The 6,076-nt window shown below is 63.6% G+C and carries 6 protein-coding genes; 5 read left to right on the plus strand and 1 reads right to left on the minus strand.

The features are described 5' to 3' along the window. A partial coding sequence (locus AC4FAH_RS11760) for a copper chaperone PCu(A)C domain-containing protein (protein ID WP_490246073.1) occupies positions 1 to 389 on the minus strand: 389 nt, incomplete at its 3' end. 323 nt (positions 390 to 712) lie between these two features. Between AC4FAH_RS11760 and AC4FAH_RS11765 the strand changes: the two genes are divergently transcribed. The 5 genes from AC4FAH_RS11765 to AC4FAH_RS11785 form a co-directional block, all read left to right on the plus strand. Beyond that, positions 713 to 1,222, plus strand: a complete 510-nt coding sequence (locus tag AC4FAH_RS11765; protein WP_339927658.1) for an NUDIX hydrolase — start codon at positions 713 to 715, stop codon at positions 1,220 to 1,222. Positions 1,223 to 1,343: 121 nt separating this feature from the next. Next, the gene (locus tag AC4FAH_RS11770; protein WP_213114958.1) at positions 1,344 to 2,273 is read left to right on the plus strand and encodes an AAA family ATPase; all 930 of its coding nucleotides are present in this window, start codon (positions 1,344 to 1,346) and stop codon (positions 2,271 to 2,273) included. After that, positions 2,270 to 3,289 (plus strand): DUF58 domain-containing protein, encoded by a 1,020-nt coding sequence (locus AC4FAH_RS11775; protein WP_153636508.1) that lies wholly within the window; start codon positions 2,270 to 2,272, stop codon positions 3,287 to 3,289. Before AC4FAH_RS11770 ends, AC4FAH_RS11775 begins: the two co-directional genes overlap by 4 nt. Then, a complete protein-coding gene (locus AC4FAH_RS11780; protein WP_490246074.1) occupies positions 3,286 to 5,442 on the plus strand; it encodes a transglutaminase TgpA family protein in 2,157 nt (718 codons plus the stop codon). The genes AC4FAH_RS11775 and AC4FAH_RS11780 overlap by 4 nt, the downstream gene beginning before the upstream one ends. Positions 5,443 to 5,660: 218 nt before the next feature. After that, on the plus strand, positions 5,661 to 6,076 hold a 416-nt coding region (locus AC4FAH_RS11785), incomplete at its 3' end, for a retention module-containing protein (protein WP_490246075.1).

Genomic DNA, 6,076 nt, shown 5'->3' on the forward strand with positions numbered 1-6,076 from the left:
GTCAGCGGCGCGTCAGAGGAAATCGCCAGTTGCTCGATTCTGTGCATCTGCATGCGCTCTTGCGTGACTTGCATGCTGTGCAATTCGACCGTGGCGGCCATCGGCGTGCTGGCGCCTGTCAGCACGGCATCGCCCTTTGCGATCGAGAGTGTCAGGTAGGCGGCCCCGGTCGTGGCACCCGGTGGCGTCGGTAGCGCAAAGGCTTGCTCGACATGAGGGATGGCGGACAGGGGCTCCTGCGCCGAGGCGTGAATGGTGGCAAGGGAGAGTAGGGCTAGCGTCGCCAGCCATCTGCTGGCGGTGGTGGCGATGGTACGAAGGGCGGTCAGGCCAGCCGATATCTGTCCGGCGCGTCGCGGCGCGCCATGTCCCTGGCGAGGTTGCCTCATGCTGTGCGCATCTCCTGTCTGGGTGTGTAAAGAGAATGACCAAGGGAGCGGTCCATGATGCCAGTGTGGTGTTTTCTGACGTCGATGGCCTCTAGTGTAGAGGCTAGTGCAGAGACTATTGCAGAGGGTTCTGTTTTAGGTGGTTTGCACGAATGCGAGCGTCACCTGTTGCCCGGGTGTGAAGGCAGGTGTCCGGGCCGCAGTTGAAGGCAGCTTCGTCGCATTCTGCTACCGTGGGACGCATTGGTCGATGCCATCCGGCGGTGTTGGTCGTCGCGGATGGCTATCGAAGTGATTCAAGGACAGGCAAGGAACAGGGAACGGTGATCCAGGACGAAATCATTCAGCTGGTCGATGCGCAGAATCGCCCTTGTGGCACGGCACCGCGTCGCTTGATGCGACGCTACCGTTATTGGCACCGTGCCACCTATGCCTTCGTGCTCAATGGCCGCGGTGAGCTGTGTATCCAGAAGCGTACCCTGAGCAAGGAAGTGTTCCCCGGCTATTTCGATCTCGCCAGTGGGGGCGTTGTCGGGGCCGGTGAGGCCGTGCAGGTGGCTGCCCGTCGCGAGCTGGAGGAAGAGATTGGCGTGCGCGGTGCGCCGCTCAAGCATTGTTTCGATTTCTGCTACACCGACGCGACCAACCATGTCTTCGGCAGTGCATATCTGGTGCATTACGATGGCCCGCTGACGCTGCAGGCCGAAGAAGTGGCAGATGCCTTCTGGGTCACGCCTGCCGATGCGCTTGCGTTGCATCCTTCAACGCCTGATAGCCGTATGGCCCTTGAGCGCCTGATTCGTGAAGGCTTTCTGAGTGAGAGCCTGAGCTGATGATCTTCGCTTTTCCTTGTCGAGCCTGCGCAGCAACGCCGCTGGCCCTGCGTCATCTGGCATGTGCTGCCCATCGTGATGGCCGCATCTCCTCCTCCCCACTTTGTTCTGGAGTCTTTGCATGAATGCCAAGGTATCGCCACAGCAGCTGGAAGAGGTGGAAGCCGCATTGTCGACCGTGCTGGCGGGCAAGCCGCGCCAGATCCGTCTGGCGCTCTGTTGTCTACTGTGTCGTGGTCATGTCCTGATCGAGGACTTGCCGGGGCTGGGCAAGACGACGCTCGCCCAGGGGCTGGCGCGTCTGATCGGAGCGGACATGCAGCGGGTGCAGTTCACCAGCGATCTATTGCCCGCTGACATTCTCGGCGTGTCGGTATTCGACCCGCGTGAGGGCAACTTCCGCTTCCATCCCGGCCCGGTGTTCCACTCGCTGGTGCTGGCGGATGAGATCAACCGTGCCACGCCCAAGACGCAGAGCGCGTTGCTGGAGGCGATGGAAGAGCGTCAGGTCACGGTGGAGGGCGAGACCCGTCGCCTGCCAGAACCGTTCTTCGTGATCGCGACCCAGAATCCGCTCCAGCAATCCGGCACCTTCCCGCTGCCGGAATCCCAGCTGGACCGCTTCCTGATGCGGCTGTCATTGGGCTACCCGGAACCCGCTGCCGAGCGCGAGATTCTCAGGGGCAATGCCGGGCGTCAGCATATCGAGGCGCTGCGACCCTTGTTGCCCGTCTCGGTGCTCAAGGAGTGGCAGGCCGCCGTGGACCGTGTGCGTCTGTCGGACCCGCTGCTGGATTATCTGCAGGCGCTGGTGGCGGCGACGCGCAGCTCGCCGGAAGTGGCCTATGGTCTCTCGACGCGCGGGGTGCTGGCGCTGGCCAGTGCTGCGCGTGGCTGGGCACTGCTGGCAGGACGTGACTATGTGCTGCCGGAGGATGTGCAAGCGGTCTGGGCGCCCGTCGTGGGGCACCGCCTCAGCGAAGGCAGTGTTGCCGAAGGTGAAGCCGTAGCGCGCCATCTGCTCGGGCAGGTGGCGGTGGTGCCTGCATGACCCAGGTGGCGAAGCCCGGCGCATGGACGCGCGTGAAAGCCCGCATGCTGCGCAAGATGTCGATTGGCGGAGGCGAGGCGCTTCATCACGCGCGCTTGATGATCTTGCCGACGCCCTTCGGGCTGTTCTGGGCGGTGCTGGTGATCCTGCTGCTGCTGTTGGGGATCAATTACGAGAACTCGCTGGCGCATGGCCTGTCCTTCTGGCTGTTCGCCGTGGCAGTGGTCAGCATCTTTCGCAGCTGGCGCAATCTGGCGGGCGTGCGAGTGCAGCTGATCGCCGATGGTGAGGCATTTGCGGGCAATACGTTGCGCGTCATGGTGCGCCTCACCGGTCGGGCTCGCTCACATGCCATCGATGTGCGACTGGGAGAGGCGCGCCAGCGACTCGAGATCCATGACGGCGAAGGCAGTGCGCCGCTGGAGCTGGCGGCCTTTCAGCGTGGCCAGTTCTCATTGCCGACGCTGACGCTGGAGTCGCGCTGGCCGTTGGGACTGGTGCGCCTGTGGGCCTGGGTCGCGATCGACACGCCGGTCCTCGTCTATCCACAGCCAGAGCTTCCCTCCACCCCGCAGGGCAGTCGTCGTACGCTCGAGCAGATAGAGCAGGGCGATTTCGCCGGTCTGCGCCGCTATGTCCCGGGCGACGCGCCAGCGCATATTGCCTGGAAGCACTGGGGGCGTAGCGGAGAGTTGGTCACCAAGCGCTTCGAGACGCCTGCGCGTCCCTCGCTGTGGCTGGATTACGAGGCCTGTCGTGGCGACATGGAGCAGCGGCTCTCGGAGCTCACGGCGCGGGTGCTGGCGGCGGAAGGCGCCCAGGCGACCTATGGTCTGCGACTGCCGGGCCAGACATTGGCCATCGCCAGCGGCGGGGCGCATCGTCGTCGAGTGCTTGAGGCGCTGACGCTGTTCGGCGGCGAGCACAGGTTGCCATGGTCCGCCCAGCTGGCGGCCAGTGAGGCCGCCGAGCGAGCTGGCGCGAGTCGTCCCTTGAGTCAGGAGGGCAGCGCATGAGCCTGTCGACAGCCAACGCCTCCCCGGGACGCGCCTCCCTGGGCCGCTCCTCAAAGGACGAGCTTTCCCGTGGCGCATCTTCTACTTCCTCCAGCGCCAGACGACGCTGGTGGCAGCGCAAACCGCTGACGCCTGATCAGGCGCTGGGCTGGCTTGAGCTGCGCCACTTGTTCATCGGCCAGTGTCTGGTGCTGGCGCTGCATGTGCTGTGGATGCCGGTATGGCTTGCCCTGCCGGCCTTGCTGGCGGCGTTGTGGCGCTTTCAGCAACTCCGGGCGCGAGTTCCGCGCGCTGGCATCCTGTTGCGGCTGGCGGCGGTAGCAATGGTCGCGGCGGGCCTGTTTCTCGAATATGGCCAGATGCTGCGCCTGGAGGCGATGATCGGCCTGCTGGTCGGCATCTATCTGCTCAAGCTGCTGGAGACGGACAGCCTGCGCGATGGTCGCGTGGTCTGCGGGCTGGGTTTCGTGGTGCTGGCGGCGGCCTTCCTGCATGACCAGGGGCCCTTGATGGCGGCGGCTTCGGTCATGGCCGCGGCGTGGCTGGTCGGCGGGCTGGTGTTGATCGCCGGTGCACGCGAACGTCGTGAGGCCATGCGGGAGACGGCCTGGCTGATGGGGCTGTCCCTGCCGCTGATGCTGGGCTTGTTCGTGCTCTTTCCCCGCTTGCCGCCGCTGTGGAACGTGCCGCAGCTCAACGAGGCCACCACGGGGCTTACCGACAGTGTCTCTCCCGGCGATATCGCCGCCCTGGGTCGCAGTGATGCCCTGGCGTTTCGGGCACGTTTCGACAACGGACTGCCTGCGGCCTCCCAGCGCTACTGGCGTGTGTATACCCTGAGTCTGTTTGATGGCGTGCGCTGGTCGCGCGCCACGCCGGAGCGTCTTCAGGAGGCACTGGGCGGGCCGGCCGAGCGCTATGTTCAGCGCGGGACGCGTAGGGAGGGGGAAGTCGCCCGTCATCGCTATGAGCTGCTGCTGGAGCCGGACCCGCGCCCCTGGCGGCCGAGCCTCGGCGCGCCACTGACGACCAGCCGTGAGGCCCGCTACCTGATCGACGGCACCCTTGAGGGGCTGGCGTCACTCAATACCCGCGAGCTGTTGGAGATGTCTTCCTCCGGCGCGCCACCGACAACGGCTCCGCAATGGATGCAGCGCCTTGATCAGCTGTTGCCCGATGATGGCAACCCGCGTGCCCGTGAATTCGCTCGCGATCTGATGCGGGAGTCGGGGGGAGATCCTCAGGTCTTCCTGCAGCGCCTTTTCCAGTATTTCAATCGCCAGCCTTTCCACTACACCCTGACGCCACCGCGCCTCGAGGGGCTCAGCCGTGTCGATGATTTCCTGTTCGACAGCTTGCGGGGCTATTGCACCCATTACGCCTCTACCAGCGTTTTTCTGGCGCGCGCTGCCGGACTGCCGGCGCGTATGGTCGCGGGTTATCTGGGCGGCGAGGCACAAGGCGATGGCATCGGTGGGCCGCAGGAATTGAGTATCCGTCAGTATGACGCTCACGCCTGGGTCGAGGTGTTCCATGCCGGCCGCTGGCATCGATTTGATCCCACCGCGGCGGTGGCTCCCGAGCGAATCTCGCAGGGGGCGCTGAGCCTGCAGGGGCAGCCGGGCTTCATGGCCGATGCTGGCTTGCGCGCCTTCACGCTGAATAATTCATTGCTCAGTGATCTGAGACGGCAGTGGGAGCGTTTCGAATACCGCTGGCAACGCAGCGTGGTGGGGTTCCGTCTCGACGAGCAGCGAAATCTCTGGAAGCGACTGTTTGGTGACTTCCGCTGGGAATGGCTTGTCTGGGGTGTGCTCGGGTTGCTGGCCAGTGTGGTGCTGGCAGGCGTGGCACTGGTGTTGTGGTCGGGTCGTGAGGTGTCAGCGCACGCAGGTGTGCGAGCCTACCGCAGATTGGTGAAGCGGCTGGAGCGTACGGGCCATGGCCCCCACGTGGGCGAGGCTCCCGGCAGCCACTTGCGCCGTATTGCCCAACAGCAGCCGCAGAATGTAAGAGTATTGTTACATTTGGCAGATTTGATTGAACAATGGCTATACAGCGATGCTACGGTATTAGCGAGTTCTCATGGTGAAGCATCATCCTTGCGTAGTGTTCGGCGCCAGTGGTCTGTGCAGTCTCGCAAGATTCGCTAAATCACAATGATGACTTTTATGAGTGTTACTTATTGATTTAAAGAGGTTTTTCCGCATTAGATATCTCATCCTTGCAGCGCGATAGCGCTACTGAAAATTGCTAGGTTGCGGTAAGTGTTGTTGTGTATCAAAATGTAACTATCCGTTCTTGTCTATCATGCCATCGCTCCCCCTTCGCAGCATGATGCAGCACCTTTCCCCAGTAGGAGTATGTCCCCATGGTCCAGGTCATCCGCACAGAAGGCACAGTACTTGTTGTTTCCTCCTCCAGCGAGGCGCAGCGTGTCGTCAATGGAATGACGCTTGAACCAACAGCCACTCTGGTCGCACCGCAGGGCGCGATCGTGGTGCTGGAAGACGGCACCCAGCTTGTGGTGCCGCAGGGGGCGCCGATCGGCGTTGAGGTGTTGCTGGCCGAGTCGCGTGGGGAAGCGCCTGTTGACCCGGCAGTGGAAGCGTTGCGCGAAGCGATCGCTCGTGGCGAAGACCCGACCGCGATTCAGGAAGCTCCCGCAGCCGGTGAGAGTGGCGGTGCGCCGGGCAGCAGTCGTAGCGGTTTCCTGGATGCCTCGGGGGTGGGGCGCGAAGGGCGTGTCGAACGGACCTCCTATGAATATGAGGGCGGCTTTACCGA

It is taken from the genome of Cobetia sp., from assembly GCF_983723665.1.

What these genes read in the sequence shown, in the direction of transcription:
- AC4FAH_RS11770 (WP_213114958.1), top strand. Translation starts at nt 1,344, where the DNA reads ATGAATGCCAAGGTATCGCCACAGCAGCTGGAAGAGGTGGAAGCCGCA.
- AC4FAH_RS11775 (WP_153636508.1), top strand. Translation starts at nt 2,270, where the DNA reads ATGACCCAGGTGGCGAAGCCCGGCGCATGGACGCGCGTGAAAGCCCGC.
- AC4FAH_RS11780 (WP_490246074.1), top strand. Translation starts at nt 3,286, where the DNA reads ATGAGCCTGTCGACAGCCAACGCCTCCCCGGGACGCGCCTCCCTGGGC.